Genomic DNA, 21,140 nt, shown 5'->3' on the forward strand with positions numbered 1-21,140 from the left:
GGACAAACGTCCGGGGCGGGGACCGACCACTCGGTCGGTCCCCGCCCCGGTCAGCGGTACGAGCCCTCAACCCGCGGTACGAACCCGCGGCTGCCGGCTCTCACCAAGCGCCGTCAGCAGCGCGGCCCGTCAGCTGCAACCGCTGGTCGAGCCGCAGCCCTCGCACAGGTAGCAGCTGCCCGCGCGGCGCATCTTGGTGCCGCAGGAGAAGCACAGCGGTGCGTCGGCGTTGAGGCCGAGCTGCATCTCCATCAGCTCCGTGGAGTTGTGGGCCTCCCTCGGCGCGGGTGTCGCGGCCTCCGGCTCGGTGGCCGTGCGCTGCGCGTCCTTGGCGTCCTTGGCCTCCTCAGCGGGGGCCACCGACTGCTCGGCCTTGGGGGCCGACTGCGCCAGGGCGTCGGCGTCGAACTCCTCCTCCGTCGCCTCGTAGGAGCCCGTCTCCAGGTGACGCTGGCGCTCGGCCGCCGAGTGGATGCCGAGTGCCGAACGGGTCTCGAACGGGAGGAAGTCCAGCGCCAGGCGGCGGAAGATGTAGTCGACGATCGACTGCGCCATCCGCACATCGGTGTCGTCCGTCATACCGGCCGGCTCGAAGCGCATGTTGGTGAACTTCGAGACGTAGGTCTCCAGCGGAACGCCGTACTGGAGGCCGACGGAGACGGCGATGGAGAAGGCGTCCATCATGCCCGCCAGGGTGGAGCCCTGCTTGGACATCTTGAGGAAGACCTCACCGAGGCCGTCGTCCGGGTAGGAGTTGGCCGTCATATAGCCCTCGGCGCCGCCCACCGTGAAGGAGGTGGTGATGCCGGGGCGGCCCTTGGGCAGCCGACGGCGGACCGGGCGGTACTCGACGACCTTCTCCGGCTCCGTCGCCTCCGCCTTCTTCTCCTCCTTGGCCTTCGCCGACAGCGGCTGGCCGACCTTGCTGTTCTCGACGTAGACGGCCAGCGCCTTGGTGCCGAGCTTCCAGCCCTGGAGGTAGATCTCCTCGACGTCCTCGACGGTGCTGCTCGCGGGCATGTTGACCGTCTTGGAGATGGCGCCGGACAGGAACGGCTGGGCTGCCGCCATCATCCGTACGTGGCCCATCGGGGAGATGGAGCGCTCGCCCATGGCGCAGTCGAAGACCTCGTAGTGCTCGGGCCTGAGGCTGGGCGCGTCCACGACGTTGCCGTGCTCGGCGATGTGCTCGACGATCGCCTCGATCTGCTCGGGCTGGTAGCCGAGGCGCTTGAGCGCCTTGGGCACCGTGTTGTTGACGATCTGCATGGAGCCGCCGCCGACGAGCTTCTTGAACTTGACCAGGGCCAGGTCGGGCTCGACGCCGGTGGTGTCGCAGTCCATCATCAGGCCGATGGTGCCGGTCGGGGCCAGCACCGATGCCTGCGCATTGCGGAAACCGTTCTTCTTACCGAGCCGCTGCACGTCCTGCCACGCCTCGGTGGCGGCCGCCCACACCGGGGTGTCGAGGTCGTCCATCCGGGTCGCGGCGTCGTTGGCGTCGCTGTGCTGCTTCATGACCCGGCGGTGCGCCTCGGCGTTACGGGCGTACCCCTCGTACGGGCCGACCACGGAGGCGAGTTCGGCCGACCGCTTGTAGGAGGTGCCGGTCATCAGGGAGGTGATCGCACCGGCGAGGGCGCGGCCGCCGTCGCTGTCGTAGGCGTGGCCGGTGGCCATCAGCAGGGCGCCGAGGTTGGCGTAGCCGATGCCCAGCTGACGGAAGGCGCGGGTGGTCTCGCCGATCTTCTCGGTCGGGAAGTCGGCGAAGCAGATGGAGATGTCCATCGCCGTGATGACCAGCTCGGTGACCTTCGCGAAGCGCTCGGCGTCGAAGGCCTGGTTGCCCCTGTCGTCGTCGCGCAGGAACTTCATCAGGTTCAGCGATGCCAGGTTGCACGAGGAATTGTCCAGGTGCATGTACTCACTGCACGGGTTGGAGGCGGTGATACGGCCCGACTCCGGCGAGGTGTGCCAGTGGTTGATGGTGTCGTCGTACTGGATGCCGGGGTCGGCGCAGACGTGGGCGGCCTCGGCCATCTTGCGGAAGAGCTTCCTGGCGTCCACCTCCTCGACGACCTCACCGGTCATCCGGGCACGCAGCGCGAACTTCGAGCCGGACTCGACGGCCTTCATGAACTCGTCGTTCACGCGCACCGAGTTGTTGGCGTTCTGGTACTGGACCGAGGCGATGTCCTCGCCGCCCAGGTCCATGTCGAAGCCCGCGTCGCGCAGGGCGCGGATCTTCTCCTCCTCCTTGACCTTGGTGTCGATGAACGCCTCGACATCGGGGTGGTCGACGTCCAGGACGACCATCTTGGCGGCGCGGCGGGTCGCGCCGCCCGACTTGATCGTGCCTGCGGAGGCGTCGGCACCGCGCATGAAGGAGACAGGGCCCGAGGCGTTGCCGCCCGAGGAGAGGAGTTCCTTGGAGGAGCGGATACGGGAGAGGTTCAGGCCGGCCCCGGAGCCGCCCTTGAAGATCATGCCCTCTTCCTTGTACCAGTCGAGGATCGACTCCATCGAGTCGTCGACGGACAGGATGAAGCAGGCGCTGACCTGCTGGGGCTGCTTGGTTCCGACGTTGAACCAGACCGGGGAGTTGAAGGCGAAGATCTGGTGCAGCACGGCGTAGGCGAGCTCGTGCTCGAAGATCTCGGCGTCCTCGGGGGAGGCGAAGTACCCGTGCTGCTCACCGGCCGCCCGGTAGGTCTTCACCACCCGGTCGATCAGCTGCTTGAGGCTGTTCTCACGCTGCGGGGTCCCCACGGCACCGCGGAAATACTTGCTCGTGACGATATTGACCGCGTTCACCGACCAGAAGTCGGGGAATTCGACGCCACGCTGCTCGAAGTTGATCGAGCCGTCGCGCCAGTTGGTCATGACGACGTCGCGGCGCTCCCAGTTCACCTCGTCGTACGGGTGCACTCCGGGGGTCGTGTGAATGCGCTCGATGCGCAGTCCGTTGTTCGCCTTGCCGCCCTTTGCGCGGGAGCCGCGTGCCGGGCCGCTCGTCGTCTCTGTCATTCCGCCTCCCTGTGTGGGGCATAACGCCCCAACATGCCCCGGTTCTTCCCCGAGAACTGTGCCTGTCTGGTGGCCCGGACACGGTGCGTGTCCAGGCCAGGTCTCTGTGTGCGCCGAGGTCGTGCCCCGGCTGTGGGCCCCGCACCGCGGGGCCGGCCGCTCAGTCGGCGGCAGCGGCCGCGGGGGCGCCGTCGGCCCCGTCGGCCTGCTCGCCCGGGGTGTCCGCCAGCCGGGCCCCGGCACCGCCGGTGGGCGCGGGTACCCCGGACGACGCCTGCGCCTCTCCCCCGGCCGTCCGGCCCTTACCGGCCCGGACGCCCCCCTCCCGGGCACCGGCCTCCTCCTGGCCACCGGCGGTCTCGCCGCCCTGTGCTCCGGGGCCGGAGCCGGGGTCGGGGTGACGCGGATGCGCTTCGCGCAGTTCGGCTATGGCCGCCTCGAAGTCCTCCAGGGACTCGAACGCCTTGTAGACCGAGGCGAATCGCAGATAGGCGACCAGATCGAGGTCCTGGAGCGGGCCGAGTATGGCGAGTCCGACGTCATGCGTGGACAACTCCGCGCTCCCGGTGGCCCGGACGGCTTCCTCGACCCGCTGTCCGAGTTGGGCGAGAGCGTCCTCGGTGACGGGGCGCCCCTGGCACGCCTTGCGGACACCGGCGATCACCTTGTCCCGGCTGAAGGGCTCGGTGACGCCGCTGCGCTTGATCACTGTGAGTGATGCATTTTCCACGGTCGTGAAGCGACGGGAGCAGTGGGGGCACTGGCGCCGCCGTCTGATGGCCGCTCCGTCGTCGGCCGTGCGGCTGTCGACCACGCGGCTGTCGGGATGCCGGCAGAAGGGGCAATGCATCGTTTCCACCCTCCCAGAGCCCACAGGGCCCTCACCGTGCATGACAGATCACGCCGTGGCACCCCCGTCACAGGGGCCCCTCGACGGGCCACCAGCATAGGCGAAGATCCCCCAGCGTGAGCACCCGGGGACACAACTTCTGGTGGCGCGCGCTCATCAAACCACTAGATCTGGTAGCCGATGGTCAAGTCGGCCACCACGCGTGTCGCTCCCCGACACGGCCTACGAGCCTACGCGAAGCGGGGCGGCGGGCAGCCGCCGGGGCACGCCTGCCAGACTGTGCGGGACAGCGGCGAGCTGCCGCGGGCAGTGCGGTGGCGCGACGACGGAGCGGCGGCGGCGCGGTGGTGACCCGAAGTGGCGACGCGGCGGGACAAAAGTTCGACGGCAGATGTAATTACGGACAGCAACGGGCGGCGACGGGAAACAAGGCTCGGAAACACTCGCGACGGCGACGCTGAGCGCGGCGAGGAAACGCTCAGGAACGACGTACGCGATGTTTGTTCGGTGCGCTCGAGGCGCATGACAGAGGCACCCCGAGGCACATGACAGCGACACACGACATACGCGGCGTCCGCACATTCCGAAAGGGCCCGCTACGCCCGGTGAGACAGGCGGCGCGACCTATACACCCATCGAGCTGTAGAAGTCAGGCGAACTCCGGATTTTCACTCGAACGTGTGTTTGGCGCAACCTTTCGAAACCAACTACCGTTGTCCAGCTAGGGAGAACTTCTCGAGAGGGGCCGACGACGTGACCACGACCGCAGACAGCGCCACCATCACCTCCCAGAACCGCGCAGCGCAGGCAGCAGCTCAGCCGATTGACGAAATTCAGCCCGCGAATGACGCCATGAACGCAGAGATTCAGGAAGGCCAACAAGCGAAGCGTTCGCTCCCCGGCCGACCTCCAGGCATCCGCGCCGACAGTTCTGGACTCACCGATCGGCAGCGCCGGGTGATCGAGGTGATCCGCGATTCGGTCCAGCGGCGCGGCTACCCGCCGTCCATGCGGGAGATCGGCCAGGCGGTCGGGCTCTCCAGCACCTCCTCGGTGGCGCATCAGCTGATGGCCCTGGAGCGGAAGGGTTTCCTGCGTCGCGACCCGCACCGCCCCCGTGCCTACGAGGTACGCGGCTCGGACGCCCCGAGCAGCGCCCAGGCCGCCGCCGACACCGCGGGGAAGCCGTCGGCCTCCTATGTGCCGCTGGTCGGCCGGATCGCCGCGGGCGGACCCATCCTCGCCGAGGAGTCTGTCGAGGACGTCTTCCCGCTGCCGCGCCAACTGGTCGGCGACGGCGAGCTGTTCGTCCTCAAGGTCATCGGTGACTCGATGATCGAGGCCGCGATCTGCGACGGCGACTGGGTCACCGTACGCCGCCAGCCCGTCGCGGAGAACGGCGACATCGTGGCGGCGATGCTCGACGGCGAGGCCACCGTGAAGCGCTTCAAGCGCGAGGACGGCCATGTGTGGCTGCTGCCGCACAACTCCTCGTACCAGCCGATCCCGGGTGACGACGCGACGATTCTCGGCAAGGTCGTCGCCGTGCTGCGCAGGGTCTGAGCCCCTCGTCTCCTCTCTGCACGACATACGACAGACTGCTGGGCGGCCCACAATCCGGGCCGAGGGCTTACGGGCCGCTGGTTCCCTCCGCACCGGAACCGGCGGCCCGCCGTTGTGAGCGGCCCACCGGCCGAACTACGCCTGCTTGGCTGCCTCGTCGATGGCGGAGAGGGAGCGGCGGACCTGATTGCGGTCGGTCGTGTACCAGAAGTCGGGCATGGAGGCCCGCAGGAAGCTGCCGTACCGGGCCCGTTCCAGCCGCGGATCCAGGACCGCCACCACGCCCCGGTCCCCCGTCGCCCGTACGAGCCGGCCCGCGCCCTGCGCCATCAGCAGCGCCGCATGGGTGGCCGCCACCGCCATGAAGCCGTTGCCACCGGCCTGCTCGACCGCCTTCTGCCGGGCGCTCATCAGCGGGTCGTCGGGGCGCGGGAACGGCACCCTGTCCATCACCACCAGCTGGCAGTTGGGGCCCGGCACATCCACGCCCTGCCACAGCGAGAGCGTGCCGAACAGACAGGTCTCCGCGTCGTCCGCGAACCGCCGGATGAGCTCTCCCAGCGTCTCCTCGCCCTGGAGCAGGATCGGCAGTCCCAGCCGGCCGCGCAGTTCCTCGGCGGCGGCCCGCGCGCCCCGCATGGAGGAGAAGAGCCCCAGCGTCCGGCCGCCCGCCGCCTCCACCAGCTCCGCGAGTTCGTCCAGCATGTCGCTGCGCTGGACGTCACGGCCGGGAGGAGTCAGGTGTTTGGCTACATACAGAATGCCCTGTTTGCGGTAGTCGAACGGGGAGCCGACGTCCAGGCCCTTCCAGGGCGGCGTCTCGGCCTCCTCGCCATCCGTTTCACTGACGATCCCCTCCGGGGCGAGGCCCAGTGAGGCGCCGACCCCGTTGAAGTCGCCGCCCAGTTTGAGGGTGGCGGAGGTGAGGATGACGGAGCGGTCGGCGAAGAGCTTCTCCCGCAGCAGGCCGGACACCGACAGCGGCGCCACCCGCAGCGAGGCTCCGTAGCGCTCGTGCCGCTCGTACCAGATGACGTCGAACTCGGAGTGCTCCAGGATCCGTTCGGCGACGTCATGGACGTTCTCGATCGAGGCTTTGGCCTGCTTGCGGACCGCGTCCTCGTCCTGGACCGATTTGTCCCTCGTGTTGCCCAGCGCACTCAGGCAGGTGCGCGCGGCATCACGCAGCGCCATCAGGGCGTACTCCAGGTCCTCCGGGACCTTCTCCAGCCGGCCGGGGAGGGCCAGCTCCATCAGTCGTTCGAAGGTTTCGGAGGCGGTCTGGAGCTGGTCGGCTGCTTTCTCGTCCACCAGCTTGGCGGCGCGGCGCACGGCACGGTTGACGCTGCCGGGGGTGAGCTCTCCAGTGGCGACTCCGGTGACGCGGGAGACCAGCTCGTGCGCCTCGTCGACGACGAGCACCTCATGGCCGGGGAGCACCGGGGCGCCCTCGATGGCGTCGATGGCCAGCAGCGCGTGGTTGGTGACGATCACGTCGGCCAGCTTGGCGCGCTCCCGGGCGGCCTCCGCGAAGCACTCGGCGCCGTACGCACATTTCTTTGCCCCCAGGCACTCCCGGGAGGAGACGGAGACCTGGGCCCAGGCGCGGTCGGAGACGCCCGGCTTGAGGTCGTCGCGGTCGCCCGTCTCCGTCTCGTCGGACCAGTCGCGCAGCCGCAGCAGATCCGTGCCGAGCTTCGAGGTGGGGGCCGCGCTCTCGAACGGGTCGAAGAGCCCGTCCTCCTCTTCCTGCGGGACGCCTTCGTGGAGCCGGTGCAGACACAGATAGTTCGAGCGGCCCTTGAGCATGGCGAACTCCGGCCGGCGGCGCAGCAGTGGATGCAGGGCCTCGACGGTGCGCGGCAGATCGCGCTCGACCAGCTGGCGCTGGAGGGCGAGCGTGGCGGTGGCGACCACCACCCGCTCACCGTGGGCGAGCGCGGGAACCAGATAGCCGAGCGACTTTCCGGTGCCGGTGCCCGCCTGGACGAGGAGGTGGCGGCCGGTCTCGACAGCCTCGGCAACGGCCTCGGCCATCGCGGCCTGACCTGGGCGTTCGGTGCCGGCGACGGCGGTGACGGCGGCCTGGAGGAGTTCGGTGAGGGCGGGCTTGCTCATAGACCCGACACCTTACGCGGCACCACTGACACTCCGCCCCGCTGCTTCCCCCGGCGAACGGTTCCTTCCGGCCACGACCGGATCAGCCCGCACAGGCGCACTCCGCGAGCATTTGAGCACGCTCGGTTCGGCTTTCCGTTCCGTAAGGCGATACCGCCCTCAGTACAGCGGATTGCGCACCGTCCCATGGACCGCGGCGTGCGGGCGCTCGGATCTGTCGCGGTAGCCGTCGGCGTGCAGCCGGTTGCGGTTGAGACAGAGCCGTTCGATGCGCGGGGTGAGCAGATCGAAGGTTTCGAAGCGTGGTTTCAGCGCGGGGAAACGCTCGTGGTAGCGGTCGATCTCGGCTCGGACGAGTGACCAGAAGTCGTCCTCGCTCACGCCGAGTTGCGCCTCGCACAGTGGGGCCAGATAGCGGAAGACGCCGACGAAGAGTGCGGAGTGGATGAACTGGGTGAGGAACGTGGGGGGTTCGGTCAGCAGAACACGTCGTACGTCCTCCGGCATGGAATCGAGCTCGGGCACCGGTTCGGCGCTGACGTTGACGTCGTCCACGAAGTCCTTGATGGCCAGCCTGACCGGTACGTCCTGCCCGTCGAAGACGACGATGGCGTTCTCCCCGTGCGGCGAGAAGACGGTGCCGTAGCGGTAGAGGAAGTGCAGCAGCGGCGGCAGCAGCGCCGCGAACAGATGCTTCAGCCAGACCTGGGGCTCCAGTCGGGAGCGCGCCACCAGTTCGGCGGTGAGGGAGTTGCCGTGCGCGTCGGTGTGGATCAGCGAGGCGAGCGTACGGGCCCGCTCGTCCGCACCGAGCAGCGGGACGAGGGGTTCGCGCCAGATACAGCCGAGCAGTTCGCGGTACTGGTAGGGCGCGTCCTCCAGTGGCTCGTACACCGGGTGCGAGACGGCCACGGAGGCGACCTCGCCCAGCAGGATCACCCGGCACTCCTCGGAGAGGAACGCGTCCCTCTCGCACAGCCCCTGCACCCAGCCGGTGACGGCCGGGGCGGCGAGCGTACGGTCGGTCGGCAGACCGCGCCACACCAGCGTGTTGAGAATGGCGAGCGGCAGCTTGACGGCATGCCGGTCGGGCCTGCTGATGTTCAGAAACGTACGGATGGACTGCTGCGGCAGCCGCAGATCGCCGTCACTGTGCAGCGGGATGATCTCCTGCGCGGCCAGCTGGGCGGCGAACAGCGGCACGACTGTCTCGTCCCACTGCCACGGATGCACGGGCATGCAGAGGTAGTCCTGCGGGGACACTCCGCGCGAGCGCAGCAGCTGGTGGAAGGCGGCAATGGTCTCGTCGCTCAGCTCGCGCGCGTACAGCCGCTCCGCGTCGGCCAGCCGGGGCACGCCGTTGTACGTCGCGACCCCCCTGTGGACGGCGAGCCAGGGCAGCGGGCGCGCCGTGCGGATCTCGGGTGCCCAGCATGCGGCGTCGGCACCGGAGAAGCCGAGTCTCCCCTTGTTGGCGACCAGCCAGGGGTGTCCGGCCATGTGCCCCTCCAGCTCGGCGTAGCCCAGCGAGGCGAGATCCGCGACGGGCAGGGCGGAGGCCAGCAGATGGGTGTCGGCGGTGAGCGTGGCGGTCAGCTCGCGGATGTAGTGGCCGGCCGTCTCACCGCTGAGCCCCAGCAGGGTCCGGGCGCGGGAGACGAAACGCAGCGGGTCGAGTCCGGGCTCCAGCGAGTTGGCGTCGACGTTCCAGTGACCGTAGGCACCTCGGCGGGCCCGGAAGCGGACGGTGAGGTCGTCGTCGACGGGGAGGACGTAACACCCGGGTCCGGCGCCGGGCGCGGGCTGCGGCTGAAGGATCTCCTCGTAGGAGAACTCGCCGATCATCTTGGCGAGCAGCCGCCGGGTCGCTCGGTTCCAGTGGTCGGCCCCTGATTCGAGGCCCGCGGGGACGGCTAGCGGTGCTACGTCACGGGAGGAGGAAGAGGACGAGGTTCGGGACACGGGAGTTGCTCCTTGTGGGAGGCGTGGATTCAGATGTCGGAGGCCGCGGAGCACGCGGGGCCGCGGCCGCCGGGTCAGAGCGCGTGGCGCAGCTCGCGGTCCCGCACCATCAGGGCCGCGCGCTTGCCGGGGAGCTGGAGCTCGGCGCTGAACCGGAAGCCCGCACCGAGGAAGGCGGCGACGGAGGGGACATTGCGCACGTCCGGTTCCGCCAGCACCCGCGTGCACCGGGGGCGCTGTTCCAGCACGAGATCGGCGACCGTACGCAGCAGCAGCGTGCCGAGCCCTCTCCCCCGGTGCGCAGCTCCGCCGATGAGCAGGTGCAGGCCGGTGTCGTACGGCCGGGTGCGGAAGTGCAGGGCGAGCGGGTCGAGGTCGGCGCGGTAGAGCTCCCAGTAGCTCATCGGTGCGCCGTCGAGCACCCCGAGACAGGGGACGCTGCGTCCGTCGCCCTCCAGTTGGGCGCGCAGATGGGCCTCGGTGACCCGTTCGGGGCCGGCCAGTTCCCAGAAGGCCGCCACTGCCGGGTCGTTCATCCAGGCGGAGATCAACGGCAGATCGAGGGCGAGGCGGACGGGCACCAACTGGAACCGGCCCGCCTCGGTCGCGACAGCGGGCCGGCTCGCGGGGGGCAGTTCGAGGTCGAGAGTGTCCTCGTCGGTGGTGTCGCTGGGGGCTGTGAGGGGGTCGTCGCTGCTGGTGCTGGAGCCGGATTCCGCCGGGTCCGCGCCGGGGATACCGGCCGGCGGTGCGGAACCCGGCTGGGGGTGCGGCATGACGACGTCTCCTCTCGTGCGAGGGGCCGAGGGCCAGGTGGTCAGAGGGTGAGCGGGTTGTCGAGGGTGACGTAGACGGACTGGGTGTCGACCGGGCCGACGAGTTCGTCCATGCCGTGCAGCCGGGTGAGTAGATTCGCCTTGCAGCGCAGCGTGGGAGAGTCGAGCAGCAGCGCGGCGAGCGGCGAGGCGGGCTCCTCGCGTGCGGCGCTCTGGAGGAAGCGCCGGAACGCCGCGAGCAGCAGTCGCTCGTCGGCGAGCTGCTGGGAGCCGAAGGCGCCGATGAGGCCGAGGACGTTGTTGATACCCAGGTAGTAGGCGAAGCGCTCGTCGGTGACCTCGTCGTCGACGAAGGTGTCGCTCTCCAGACCGAGCTGCGCACCGGGCAGCCGACGGCTGAGCGCCTCCCGGTGGGAGGTGCGGAAGTAGTACCCCTGGTTGTCCCGGTAGCGCCCGCCCTGCGGCCAGCCGTGTTCGTCCAGCAGAACGAGGGTGTTCTGCTGGTGCGCCTCCAGGGCGATGCCCCCGTGCGCGTCCAGCCAGAGGATGGGTCGTACGACGGCGTCCAGATAGCGCAGGAACCACTCGGCCGCCACCGCTCCCACCTGCCGCCCGGTGCGCCGGGCGAGGGCGCGGACCGTACGGTCGAGCCGGGAGCGCAGGGCGCCGGGTGGGCTGTGCGATCCGGGGTCAGGTGTGGTGGGGGCGGAGGTGGCGCGCGGGGGTGCGTCGGGGGCGGGGGCGAGCGGGACGGGCGCTGTCAGACCCGCGAGGCAGACGGCGTCCTCCCCCGCGCCGAAGGGGTTGTGCCGGATGACGGTGTCGAAGCCGGGCAGCCGTCCCTCGCCGGGGACGTCGACGCCGAGCCAGGCCGGGTCGCGCACGATGTCGAAGCCAGGGTGGGCCGCCCGCCATGCGCGGCCCAGATCACCGCGGAGCAGTCGGTGCACCTCCACGCCGCGCAGCAGTTCCTTGCGGAGGTTCTCGCGGCGGGAGTTGGTGATGCGCAGCCCGACGGACAGTTTGAGCATGGCGGTGCTGTCCGGCCGGAAGACGGTGCGCACCGACGAGGTCGGGCTCCAGTGCTCTCTCGTCTGCCCCAGATCGTGCAGCAGTCCGCTGTCCAGCAGTGCGCGGACGGCGGTGTCGTGCCGTACCTCCCTGGCCTGCCAGGGGTGCAGGGGCAGGGGTACGTACTCCTCGGGTAGGCGTCCGACCAGTGCCTGCCCGCTCAGCCGCAGCGCGAGTTGGGTGGCAGAGACGGGCCTGCCCCGGTCCGTCCATGCGGAGTCCCCCGCGAGCGCCGAGCGGTGGACGGCCATCCAGTGCAACGGGAAGCTGCCGCGCAGTTCGGGCGAGTACGTGCGCTCTTCAGCGTCGGAGAACCCCTCCCGGCTCTTGGGCGTGGGGTGCAGGGGGTGGCCGAAGACCAGCGCCTGCTCGCCCTCCAGGAACGGGTCGGTCCCGGGCGGGGGTTCGGGGTGCTCGCGACGGTCGGCGAGAAACCGGGCGGTGCGCTGTACGGAGTCGGCGACACGGCCCACCAGTGCGGTGTTCTCGGCGGCGCTCGCGCCCTCGACCGGCCCGGCACCTGGCCTGGTCCCGCCGACGCGCCGGGTGGCGTGTGCGGCCTCGCGTCCGATCAGCGCGGCGACCGCGACAGCTTGCAGCGGCATGGCGGATTCGGGCGCCCTCTCGAGGTACGGCGGGTCGAACCGGTGCCATCCGACGGGCGACCAGTGCCGTACCGGAACCAGCAGCGCGGTGCCACTGGCAGGCAGCGGGATACGCAGCAACCCGTCCTGGGGGCGGGCCGGAGCCGTCTCGCGCACCCAGCAGCGCAGCAGGTTCTCCAGCGCCGCGGCGTCGGCGGCAACGCGGGGGTCCGGGTGCTCCAGTGGATCGCGGCGCTGCTGGACTTCGCAGCGCTGCTGGACTTCGCGGTACTGCGGCATTTCGGGGCGGCCCGGCGATTCGTGGCGCACCGAGGGCTCGCGGACCTCCTGCGGTGCGCTGTGCTCCGGCAATTCGCCGTAATGCGGAGCAATACGGCGCCCCTGCTGCGGGACCGTCGGCTCGATCAGGTCAGCTGGCCTTTGACGGACCGGGTCCTTGGGCTCGTCGGCTCCGGAGCGCGCGTTCACTCAGGTCTCCTTGGCTGGTGTCGACTGGGCGCGCTGGGCAGCGAGCCACTGTCCCCCAGAGGCACCAACGAGGTGAACGGCCCCGAATCACGGGCTCGTTGAAGATCCCTCTCCGCTTGGAGCGGAATACGTGGCAATCCGGGGGCGCGCTGCGACCGCGTGTGCGCTGGGGAACCGCACACCCTGGTGTGCCCGTCCCGAACACCACCGGGCATAGTGGGGGCCCGCCCCGCTCCGGCGAGGTGCATGACAAGTCAACAGGCACAAGATCCATTCAGGGGGAGTTCAGCGATGTCATCGATAGCCAGGTCCGCGCGGCGCCGCCCGGCGCCGGCCGCGGCAGCGGTTGCCGCCGTACTGGCGGTCACCGCTACAGCCTGCGGCCCGGAGGACGACAAGGCGGACGACAAGCCCCGCCCGGCTGCCTCCCAGGAGAAGAAGCCGAGCCGGGACGCCAAGAAGGACCTTGGACTCCCTGACGACCTCCCGAAGGATCTGCCGACTTCCCTTGACGACCTGGACGCGTGGAAGAAGGGCGCCTGGAAGAACTGGGACCGGGACAAGTGGCTGAAGGAGGCCAAGGACTTCTTCAACCCGATCATCCGTGACCTGTGGAACCCGGACCGGATGAAGGACGCGGACGGCAACGACCGCAAGGTCGACGACTCGGACATCGACGACAAGCCCAGCGGCGGCAGCGACGGCACCGGTGAGGACGAGGGCGTCACCGACCCGACCCCGAAGGCGGTCAAGGCCGCCGCCGTCAAGACGCCGTACACCAAGGACAAGCTGCCCGTCGGCAAGGTCTTCATGGACACCCCGAAGGGCGCGATGGTCTGCTCCGGGTCGGTCCTGAAGGACCCGCGCCACCCCGGCAAGTCCAACCTGGTCGCCACCGCAGGCCACTGTGTGCACGGCGGCGCGGGCAAGGGCTGGTACCGCAATGTGGTCTTCGTGCCGGACTACAACCCCAAGGGCCTGTCGAACCAGCAGCTGGCGAACGCCTCCAAGGGTGACGTGGCCCCCGACGGCATCTGGTGGGCCAAGCGCGCCCGTACGACCAAGCACTGGATCGACAACGGCGCCGAGCGCGGCGGCAAGGGCGCCCAGCAGGACTTCGCGGTGCTACAGGTGCAGCCCGAGGACAAGAGCAGCAGCGCCTCGCTGGAGGAGAAGGCGGGCGGCGCCGTCCAGGCCGCGTTCAGCACTCCGCGGGTCAAGTCGATCAAGAGCCTCGGCGCTGTGGGTTACCCGGCGGCACCGCCCTTCGACGGGGCCAGGATGTACCGCTGCTCCGACAAGCCGAGCCGTCTCACCATCGACCCGCGACAGCCCACCATGTACCGGATCGGCTGCACCATGACGGCCGGATCGTCCGGCGGCCCCTGGCTCGACGCCTCGGGCACCCGACTGCTCTCGGTGACCTCCATCGGCCCGATCACCGCCGACTGGCTGGCCGGCGCCCGCCTCGGCAAGGAGGCCAAGGCCGTCTTCGACGCGATCAGCAGGGAGAGCTGACCGCCGATGCGGCCTGAACACCGTGCGCATGACGCGCGCTTCCCGTTCGACACGGCAAAGGGACCTCGAACCATGTCACTTATACGCAGCGCCGGACGCGGGCGTCCGGTCCTGGTCACAGCGGCGCTCGCCGCGACGCTGGCGCTCACCGCCACCGCCTGCACGGGCGACGACTCCGGCAAGAAGAACGACGCCAAGCCCGCCGCCTCGGAAGGCGCGCAGGACTCCGGCGGCGGCAAGGACCAGATCGGCATCCCCGACAAGCTGCCGAAGGACCTCCCCACCTCGCTCCAGGACCTCGACAAGTGGAAGAACGGCGCCTGGAAGAACTGGGACAAGGACCAGTGGGTGCGTGAGGCCAAGGACTTCGTCAACCCCTACATCAAGGGCCACTGGAACCTGGGGCGGATGAAGAAGGCCGAGGACAACCAGAAGAAGGTCCCCAAGAACGTCAAGAGCACCTCGGGCGCCGCCAACACCGCGGAGCCGCGCCCGGTCAAGGCGCGGTCCGTGAAGACGCCGTACACCCGGAACGCGGCTCCGGCCGGCAAGGTCTTCATGGACACCCCGGAGGGCCCGATGGTCTGCTCCGGCACGGTCGTCAAGGACCCGCGCCACCCGGGCAAGTCCAACCTGGTCGCCACCGCGGGCCACTGCGTCCACTCCGGCAGGAGCGGCGGCTGGCTGCGGAACATCACCTTCATCCCGGCCTTCAACGACAAGGGCCGCTCCATGCCGGCGGTCAACAGCTCCCCGCCGCAGGAGGTCGCTCCGTACGGCGAGTGGTGGGTGAAGTGGGCCCAGACCACCAACTACTGGATCCAGAAGGGCGCCAAGTCCGGGGGCGGCGGCTCCCAGCAGGACTTCGCGGTGCTGCGCGTCGAGCCGGTGAACAAGTCCGGCAAGTCGCTGGAGGAGACCGTCGGCAACGCCATCAAGGTCAACTTCAAGGCGCCCTCGTCGTCCCGGATCCGCGGCGTCAGCAGCTACGGCTACCCGGCCGCGCCGCCCTTCGACGGTGCCAGGATGTACTCGTGCACCGACCGCCCCGGCGCGCTGACGATCGACCCGTCGCAGCCCGCGCTGTACCGCATCGGCTGCACCATGACGGGCGGTTCCTCGGGGGGCGCCTGGCTGATCAAGGGCGCCGGCGGCAAGCCCGAGCTGATCTCCGTCAACTCGATCGGCCCGCAGCCGGCCACCTGGCTCGCGGGACCGCAGCTGGGCTCGACGGCCAAGCAGGTCTTCAACGCCGCCAGCCGCAAGGGCTGACCGGCACGCCGCATCCGCGCTGAACAACTGAACAAGCCGAAAGCTGCACAAATTGAAGAGCTGAAGAGCTGAAGAGCTGAACAAGGGTCCGCCCCCTCCCGGTCTCCGGGAGGGGGCGGACCCTTGTCTGTGCTGTTGTACGCGGCCTTTCCGGCTGCCCTGCTGCCCTTGTCTGTCGGGCGGCCGGGCTACGGCCGGGCGGCCAGCGGCTGGAACGCGCGCAGCTCCGCGGCGAGCTCCTCGTGCACCCGTGCCTTGAGCAGCGTGCCCTGTTCGAGATGCTCCTCGGAGAGCACCTCGCCCTGGGTGTGCACCCGGGAGACCAGCTTGCCCTCGGTGTAGGGCAGCAGCACCTCCAGCTCGACGGAGGGGCGCGGCAGCTCGTTGTCGATCAGCTCTCGCAGCTGGTCGACACCCTGGCCGGTGCGGGCGGAGACGACCAGTGCGTGCTTCTCGGCCCGCAGGAGCCGCTGCAGTACGAGCGGATCGGCGGCGTCCGCCTTGTTGACCACCACGATCTCGGGCACGTCGGCCGCGCCCACCTCGCGGATGACCTCGCGCACTGCGGCGAGCTGCTCCTCAGGTGCGGGATGCGCACCGTCCACCACGTGCAGGATCAGGTCGGCGTCACCGACCTCCTCCATGGTGGAGCGGAACGCCTCCACGAGGTGGTGCGGAAGGTGCCGGACGAAGCCGACGGTGTCGGCCAGCGTGTAGCCCCTGCCGCTCGGTGTCTCGGCCTTGCGCACGGTCGGGTCCAGGGTGGCGAACAGCGCGTTCTCCACCAGCACGCCCGCGCCCGTGAGCCGGTTGAGGAGCGAGGACTTGCCCGCGTTGGTGTAGCCGGCGATGGCGACCGAGGGCACCTTGTTGCGCCTGCGGTCCTGCCGCTGCACCTCACGGCCGGTCTTCATCTCCGCGATCTCCCGGCGCATCTTCGCCATCTTCTCGCGAATCCGCCGCCGGTCGGTCTCGATCTTGGTCTCACCGGGACCACGCGTGGCCATGCCGCCACCGGCCGAACCGGAGCCACCGCCACCCATCTGCCGGGAGAGCGACTGACCCCAGCCACGCAGCCTGGGGAGCATGTAGTTCATCTGCGCCAGCGCGACCTGCGCCTTGCCCTCACGGGACTTGGCGTGCTGCGCGAAGATGTCGAGGATCAGGGCCGTGCGGTCGACGACCTTGACCTTGACGACGTCCTCGAGGTGGATGAGCTGGCCAGGGGTCAGCTCACCGTCGCACACCACGGTGTCGGCGCCGGTCTCCAGGACGATGTCCCGCAGCTCGGCGGCCTTGCCGGAGCCGATGTACGTGGCCGCGTCGGGCTTGTCCCGGCGCTGGATGACGCCGTCGAGCACCAGGGCTCCGGCCGTCTCGGCGAGGGCTGCCAGCTCCGCGAGGGAGTTCTCGGCGTCGTCCGCCGTGCCGGAGGTCCAGACGCCGACCAGCACGACGCGCTCGAGGCGCAGCTGCCGGTACTCAACCTCTGTGACGTCCTCCAGCTCGGTGGAGAGACCGGCCACTCGCCGCAGCGCCGCCCGGTCGGAGCGGTCGAACTGTTCACCGTCACGGTTCTCGTCGAACGTGTGACCAAGAGCGACGTCCTCTTCCATCAGGGCGCCGGCTCGGCGGTTCGTCGTGATGCGCTGGCCGTTCTGTGGAAGGGAAGAGGAGTGGGTCAAGTGGATCCTTAAGGTCGAGGAAAGGTTGTGTACCGCACAACGCCCCGGCGGCGGGGAAGATTCCCCCGGCGGGCCGGTCCGCTCAGGACCGCTCCCGTGCCGCCGCGCCACGCGGCCACAAGGATGGTCGCACGACGCAGCGACGTCGTCACCCGTATTTGCCGGGCTTCCCGGGGAGCGGCACAGGCGGGCTACGGGTGGTGGCGCAGCGAGGACTACGGGTGATCCTGCGCGACGGGCCTCGCAGAGCCCTCGCCCGTATGCCCTGTTCCGCTCCCGGCCGGGCTGTTGGCCGGCTGCCGCTGGGACCAGTCCGGATGTCCGGGCATGGGCGGGGTGGTCTTCCCGTAGAGCCACTTCTTCAGGAACGCGCTCTGGTCCTTGCCGGAGATCTCACTGGCCAGGGAGATGAAGTCGGCGGTGGTGGCGCTGGAGTCGCGGTACCGGTGCGGCCAGGCGCGCTCCAGCCGTCCGAACGCCTCCTTGCCGATCCGCTCGCGCAGCGCGTAGAGCACGACAGCGGAGCCGTTGTAGACGATGGGGCTGAACAACTGGATCTTGCCGGAGTTGCGGGGCCGAAGGAGCGCGGCCGGCGGCCCGTAGCGCTTGCGCCAGGCGTCGGACTGCTCGTACGCGGCGCGCGCCCGCTTCTCCACCGGGAAACCGCCCCGCTCCGCGCCGTACTCCCACTCGTACCAGGTCGCGTGGCTCTCGTTCAGCCACACATCGGTCCAACGGCGCGGGGAGACGCTGTCGCCGTACCACTGGTGCGCCAACTCATGCATCATCAGCGACTCTCTGTACCAGTCCGGGTACTTTCGGGAGGCGAGCAGTTCGCTCTCGAAGAGGGAGAGCGTCTGCGTCTCCAGCTCGAAGCCGGTGTGCGCCGCGGCGGCCAGCAGCCCGTAGGTCTCGAACGGGTACGCTCCCGCACGCCGCTCCATCCAGGCGATCTGCCGGGATGTCTCGTTCAGCGCCGGTTCCAGCACCTCGCGCTGCTTGGTGGGCACGACGTGGCGCAGCGGCAGCCCGTGCGGGCCTGTCGAGCGCACAACAGTGGAACGGCCGATCGACACCTGTGCCAGTTCGGTGGCCATCGGGTGGCCCATCCGGTACGTCCAGACGGTGTCCGTCCCCGCGCGGGACCGCCCGGCCGGCAGTCCGCCCGCCACGGCGGTCAGCCCACGCGGCGCCCGCACCCGGAAGGTGAACATGGCCTTGTCCTCCGGGTGGTCGTTGCCGGGGAACACCCGGTGCGCGGCGTCGGCCTGGTTGGCCATGGCCAGACCGTCATCGGTGCGCACCCAGCCGCCGTTCTTGATGGTGGGGTCACTGGTGTGCCGGACCTCGATGTGCAGCCAGGCACCGCGCCGCAGCTGTGCCCGCGGGGTGACCACCAGGTCCTCTCCCACCCTGACGTGCTCGGCAGACTGCCCGTTGACCTCGACCGAGCGGACGTCACCGCCCGCGAAGTCCAGATTGAACCGGTCCAGGGGTCCGGCGGTGACGCGCGCGTCGATGACGGTCCGGGCGGTGAGCGGCTTGCTGTTGTCACCGCTGTAGTCGAAGGAGATGTCGTACGCACTGACGTCGTAGCCGGGGTTGCCCAGATGCGGGAAGAGATGGTCGCCGATACCGGCGGCCTTCGGTGCGGGGAGCGCGGCGCCGAGCAGGGCGAGGGTTGTGGCGGTGACCGTGCCGGCGACCGCGCCGCGTCGTCCGGCGGGTGAGCGGGTGAAGGCTGCGAGGGCTGAGAAGGCCATGGATCATCGCTACCAGCGGCTGCTGCCGGTGCCGACGCCGTCCGGGCTCGTCCACCCGAAAGGGGACGTACCGCGCCTCCGCCCGTACGTCCGGTGCCCGTACGGTTCGATGCCTGTACGGTCCGATGCTCGTAAGGCCCGATGCCCCGCCGAGCGGACAGCCTGCGCGAAGCTGTCAGTTCGCGTGCGACAGCCCGTCAGTTCGCGGCGGCCTGGCGGACGGCGCGGGTGACGTCGTAGACCCCCGGCACCCGCCGCATGGCGCGCATCAGTGCGGGCAGCCCTGCCGCGTCGGGGAGTTGGAGAGTGTAGGTGTGCCGCACACGCTGTTCGCGTGGAGGTTCGACGTCGGCCGATACGACGGCCGCGCCCTGGGCGGCGATGGTCTCGGTGAGGTCGGCGAGCAGATGCGGCCGCCCGAACGCCTCGGCCCGGAGGGTGACCCTGCATCCGGCGTCGCTCTGCTCCCAGCGCACCGGCAGGGTGAGGCGCCCGTCGGAGGCCATCCGGGCCACCGACCGGCAACTGTCGCGGTGCACTGTGACGGCACCGCCCCGCACCGGGAACCCGGTGACCGCGTCAGTCGGTACGGGCGTGCAGCAGCGGGCGAGCCGAACGGGCGTGCCGGGGTGGCCGGGCACCACAGGGATGTTCTCCCCGTACTCCGCGTGCTCCGCCTGCTGCTCCTCCTCAAGGCCCGGGAGGCGGTCGCTCTCGGCTGGGGTGCGCTCGTTCCTGGGGTCGTCGGTTTCGCGCCGGCTGTGCGCGGCGAGCCACTCGCGGATGGCCAGCCGCGCGGACGGGGTGCGGACGTGGTCGAGCCACTCAGGGGACGGCCCCGAGGGGCTGCCGTGGCTGGACTCCAGGAAGAGCTGGAGCGCGTCCCCGTCCCGCAGCACCGTGGTGAGCGCCGCCAGCCGGCCGTTGACGCGGGCCCCGATGCACCGGTGAGCCGCCTCCCCCAGCCGGGCGTACGCGGCGTCCACACAGGTCGCGCCGGCAGGCAGCGGCAGCGCGCCGCCGCCGGGGCCCTCCGCTCCCGGGACGGCGCAGTAGACGGTGATTTCCAGGTCCTGCGCCAGTTCGTCGCGCAGCTCCTGCCAGAAGGTGTTCGGGTCGGGCGCGTGGCTCTGCCACTCCAGCAGACGGGAGAGCCAGCCGGGACGGGTCGGGTCGGTCCGTTCCCCGGCTCCGTCAGCGGTGGCCGCGCCTCCGTCCGCGTCGGCAGCCGGCTCCGCCGCAGCGTGCGGGTCGCCGAGGGCGATGACACCGGTCTCGGCCACCTGGTGCATCCGGCGGGTGCGTACGAGCACCTCGGCGACCCTGCCCTGCTCGTCGGCGATCGCGGTGTGCAGCGACTGGTAGAGGTTGAACTTGGGGACGGCGATGAAGTCCTTGAACTCGGAGACCAGGGGAGCGAAACAGGTGTGCAACTCCCCCAGCACCGCATAGCAGTCCGCGTCCTCGTCCACGAGGACCAGCAGTCGCGCGAAGTCGCAGTCGCCCAACTGGCCGCGCTTGAGCCGCAGCCGGTGCACGGAAACCGTGTGCCGTGGACGGATGAGCACCTGCGCGGTGATCCCGGCCTCGCGCAGTGTGCGGCGCACCTGCGCGGCGAAACCCGTCAGCGGGTCGGGATGCGAGTTGTGCTCGCGGATCAACTCGCGTGTCCTGGTGTGCTCTTCGGGGTGGAGGATCGCGAAGACCAGGTCCTCCAGTTCGCTCTTGAGCGCCTGGATGCCGAGCCGTTCGGCGAGCGGGATCAGCACGTCCCGGGTCACCTTGGCGATGCGGACCTGTTTCTCACGCCGCATCACGCCCAGGGTGCGCATGTTGTGCAGCCGGTCGGCGAGTTTGATCGACATGACCCGTACGTCGTTGCCCGTGGCGACGAGCATCTTGCGGAACGTCTCCGGCTCGGCTGCCGAACCGTAGTCGACCTTCTCCAGCTTGGTGACACCGTCGACGAGATAGCAGACCTGGTCCCCGAATTCGCGCCGTACCTGTTCGAGCGTCACCGCGGTGTCCTCGACAGTGTCGTGCAGCAAGGAGGCGGTCAACGTGGTTGTCTCAGCGCCGAGCTGGGCCAGCAGCAGGGTGACCGCGAGGGGGTGGGTGATGTAGGGCTCACCGCTCTTGCGCATCTGTCCCCGGTGCGAGGACTCGGCCAGCATGTAGGCCTTGCGCAGCGGTCGCAGATCGGCCCCCGGGTGGTGCGCCCTGTGCACCTTCGCGACGTGCTCGATGGCGTCCGGCAGGGAGTCCCGTGGCGTGGCGCCCAGCAGTGCCACTCTGCTGAGTTTCCGCAGACTGCGCACCGCGCTCATGGGCACCTCCCGCTCCTGCGCACCCCGGGCCGGGGGTGCGATGCTACCGACCCCATCATGTGCCGCCGACCGGCTCCTGTCCGGCGTGAGGCGGATCACCCCATCGTGCGACGGCGGGTCAGCGGCGCGTCACAG

12 protein-coding genes are annotated in these 21,140 nt (G+C 70.0%); 3 read left to right on the forward strand and 9 right to left on the reverse strand.

Translation table 11 applies throughout. The annotated features are described in order from the left end of the window. Positions 1 to 129: 129 nt before the first annotated feature. On the reverse strand, positions 130 to 3,027 hold the full coding sequence (locus ACQEU8_RS09410; RefSeq protein WP_433098800.1) for a vitamin B12-dependent ribonucleotide reductase: 2,898 nt from the start codon (positions 3,025 to 3,027) through the stop codon (positions 130 to 132). 160 nt (positions 3,028 to 3,187) lie between these two features. Beyond that, entirely contained in the window at positions 3,188 to 3,877 is a 690-nt protein-coding gene (gene nrdR / locus ACQEU8_RS09415) for a transcriptional regulator NrdR (protein WP_433098802.1), read from the reverse strand. Between the two features lie 831 nt (positions 3,878 to 4,708). On the opposite strand from nrdR, the gene lexA reads away from it, so the two are divergent. After that, positions 4,709 to 5,440 carry a transcriptional repressor LexA gene (gene lexA / locus ACQEU8_RS09420; protein ID WP_433102268.1) on the forward strand — a complete coding sequence of 244 codons (732 nt, stop codon included), beginning with the start codon at positions 4,709 to 4,711 and terminating at the stop codon, positions 5,438 to 5,440. Positions 5,441 to 5,575: 135 nt separating this feature from the next. Here lexA and ACQEU8_RS09425 read toward each other — a convergent pair whose 3' ends face one another. The 4 genes from ACQEU8_RS09425 to ACQEU8_RS09440 form a co-directional block, all read right to left on the reverse strand. Next, complete coding sequence (locus ACQEU8_RS09425; RefSeq protein WP_433098804.1) at positions 5,576 to 7,558, reverse strand: ATP-dependent DNA helicase; 1,983 nt, start codon at positions 7,556 to 7,558, stop codon at positions 5,576 to 5,578. Between the two features lie 159 nt (positions 7,559 to 7,717). After that, positions 7,718 to 9,520, reverse strand: a complete 1,803-nt coding sequence (locus tag ACQEU8_RS09430) for an IucA/IucC family protein (RefSeq protein ID WP_433098806.1) — start codon at positions 9,518 to 9,520, stop codon at positions 7,718 to 7,720. A gap of 74 nt (positions 9,521 to 9,594) precedes the next feature. Next, positions 9,595 to 10,296: a GNAT family N-acetyltransferase gene (locus ACQEU8_RS09435; RefSeq protein ID WP_433098808.1), complete on the reverse strand. Its 702-nt coding sequence runs from the start codon at positions 10,294 to 10,296 to the stop codon at positions 9,595 to 9,597. Positions 10,297 to 10,337: 41 nt separating this feature from the next. Beyond that, positions 10,338 to 12,440, reverse strand: coding sequence for an IucA/IucC family protein (locus ACQEU8_RS09440; RefSeq protein ID WP_433098810.1), 2,103 nt, complete (start codon positions 12,438 to 12,440; stop codon positions 10,338 to 10,340). A 291-nt stretch (positions 12,441 to 12,731) separates the two neighbouring features. Here ACQEU8_RS09440 and ACQEU8_RS09445 point away from each other — a divergent pair, with 291 nt between their 5' ends. Further along, positions 12,732 to 13,958 (forward strand): trypsin-like serine peptidase, encoded by a 1,227-nt coding sequence (locus tag ACQEU8_RS09445; protein ID WP_433098812.1) that lies wholly within the window; start codon positions 12,732 to 12,734, stop codon positions 13,956 to 13,958. 72 nt (positions 13,959 to 14,030) lie between these two features. Continuing rightward, positions 14,031 to 15,230 (forward strand): trypsin-like serine peptidase, encoded by a 1,200-nt coding sequence (locus tag ACQEU8_RS09450; RefSeq protein ID WP_433098814.1) that lies wholly within the window; start codon positions 14,031 to 14,033, stop codon positions 15,228 to 15,230. A 188-nt stretch (positions 15,231 to 15,418) separates the two neighbouring features. Here the strand turns inward: ACQEU8_RS09450 and hflX are convergent, their stop codons facing one another. From hflX to ACQEU8_RS09465, 3 genes are all read right to left on the reverse strand, one after another. After that, the gene (hflX, locus tag ACQEU8_RS09455) at positions 15,419 to 16,915 is read right to left on the reverse strand and encodes a GTPase HflX (protein WP_433098816.1); all 1,497 of its coding nucleotides are present in this window, start codon (positions 16,913 to 16,915) and stop codon (positions 15,419 to 15,421) included. A gap of 215 nt (positions 16,916 to 17,130) precedes the next feature. Then, a complete protein-coding gene (locus ACQEU8_RS09460) occupies positions 17,131 to 18,678 on the reverse strand; it encodes a M1 family metallopeptidase (RefSeq protein WP_433098818.1) in 1,548 nt (515 codons plus the stop codon). 197 nt (positions 18,679 to 18,875) lie between these two features. After that, a complete protein-coding gene (locus tag ACQEU8_RS09465) occupies positions 18,876 to 21,005 on the reverse strand; it encodes a RelA/SpoT family protein (RefSeq protein ID WP_433098820.1) in 2,130 nt (709 codons plus the stop codon). Positions 21,006 to 21,140 lie beyond the last annotated feature (135 nt).

This window comes from Streptomyces sp. CA-250714 (assembly GCF_050936705.1).
Taxonomy (GTDB): Bacteria; Actinomycetota; Actinomycetes; order Streptomycetales; family Streptomycetaceae; genus Streptomyces.

Excerpts from the sequence above, each read along its gene's own strand:
- ACQEU8_RS09410 (WP_433098800.1), bottom strand. The coding sequence starts at position 3,027 with ATGACAGAGACGACGAGCGGCCCGGCACGCGGCTCCCGCGCAAAGGGC.
- nrdR (WP_433098802.1), bottom strand. The coding sequence starts at position 3,877 with ATGCATTGCCCCTTCTGCCGGCATCCCGACAGCCGCGTGGTCGACAGC.
- ACQEU8_RS09425 (WP_433098804.1), bottom strand. The coding sequence starts at position 7,558 with ATGAGCAAGCCCGCCCTCACCGAACTCCTCCAGGCCGCCGTCACCGCC.
- ACQEU8_RS09435 (WP_433098808.1), bottom strand. The coding sequence starts at position 10,296 with ATGCCGCACCCCCAGCCGGGTTCCGCACCGCCGGCCGGTATCCCCGGC.
- ACQEU8_RS09445 (WP_433098812.1), top strand. The coding sequence starts at position 12,732 with ATGTCATCGATAGCCAGGTCCGCGCGGCGCCGCCCGGCGCCGGCCGCG.
- ACQEU8_RS09450 (WP_433098814.1), top strand. The coding sequence starts at position 14,031 with ATGTCACTTATACGCAGCGCCGGACGCGGGCGTCCGGTCCTGGTCACA.
- ACQEU8_RS09460 (WP_433098818.1), bottom strand. The coding sequence starts at position 18,678 with ATGGCCTTCTCAGCCCTCGCAGCCTTCACCCGCTCACCCGCCGGACGA.
- ACQEU8_RS09465 (WP_433098820.1), bottom strand. The coding sequence starts at position 21,005 with ATGAGCGCGGTGCGCAGTCTGCGGAAACTCAGCAGAGTGGCACTGCTG.